Origin of the sequence: Agromyces binzhouensis, from assembly GCF_004135055.1 — a bacterium.
In the GTDB taxonomy this organism is placed as follows: domain Bacteria; phylum Actinomycetota; class Actinomycetes; order Actinomycetales; family Microbacteriaceae; genus Agromyces; species Agromyces binzhouensis.
In genome coordinates this window covers 1-705 of record NZ_SDPL01000762.1, presented here as the reverse complement: position 1 = coordinate 705, position 705 = coordinate 1, and the positions used below count along the sequence as shown (strand labels likewise).

Here is a 705-nt window from a genome sequence, read left to right as displayed (position 1 = left end):
GTCGTGGAGCTCGTCGACGCGGCGGGACGCGCGCCTCCGAGCTCGACGAGCGCGAGCCCGCGGTCGAGCATCGCGGCGAGCCGCTGCTCCTGCTCGGGCGTCGGGTCGACGAGCGGCGGGCGGACCGAGCCGACCGGGAGCCCGCGCAGGCGCAGTCCTGCCTTGATGAGCGACACCCCGAAGCCCGGTGTCTCGTCGCGCAGGCGGACGAGCGGAGTGTAGAACTCGCGGAGCAGCGACATCCGGGTCGTCTCGTCGCCGTCGACGTACGCCCGGTAGTGCAGCGCGGCGAGCTCGGGGATCATCGCGAACGCGGCCGACGAGTAGAGCGGGATGCCGATGCCGCGGTAGGCCCCCTGGCTGAGCTCGGCGGTCAGCAGGCCGTTGAAGAACCCCCAGTCCTCGCGCCCGGCGGCCTCGGCGGCGAGCACGATCTCCTGCGCGAGGCCGATGTCTCCCGTGCCGTCCTTGAACCCGACGACCTTCGGGTTCGCGGCCAGTCGCGTGATCGCATCGGCGGTGTACCGCGCGGTGCCGCGGTGGTACACGATGACGGGCAGGTCGGATGCCGCGGCGACCGCCTCGACCCAGGCCGCCAGCCCGTCGGGCGTGCCCGACACGAGGTAGGGGGGCAGGAGCAGCAGCCCGTCGGCGCCCGCTTCGGCGGCGCCTCGGGCGAGCTCGATCGCGTGGCCGAGCGGGCCG

1 protein-coding gene is annotated in these 705 nt (G+C 74.3%); it reads right to left on the bottom strand.

The annotated features are described in order from the left end of the window. Positions 1–705, bottom strand: a 705-nt coding sequence (locus ESO86_RS18095) for a dihydrodipicolinate synthase family protein (RefSeq protein WP_129236063.1), incomplete at both ends; no start/stop codon positions are given.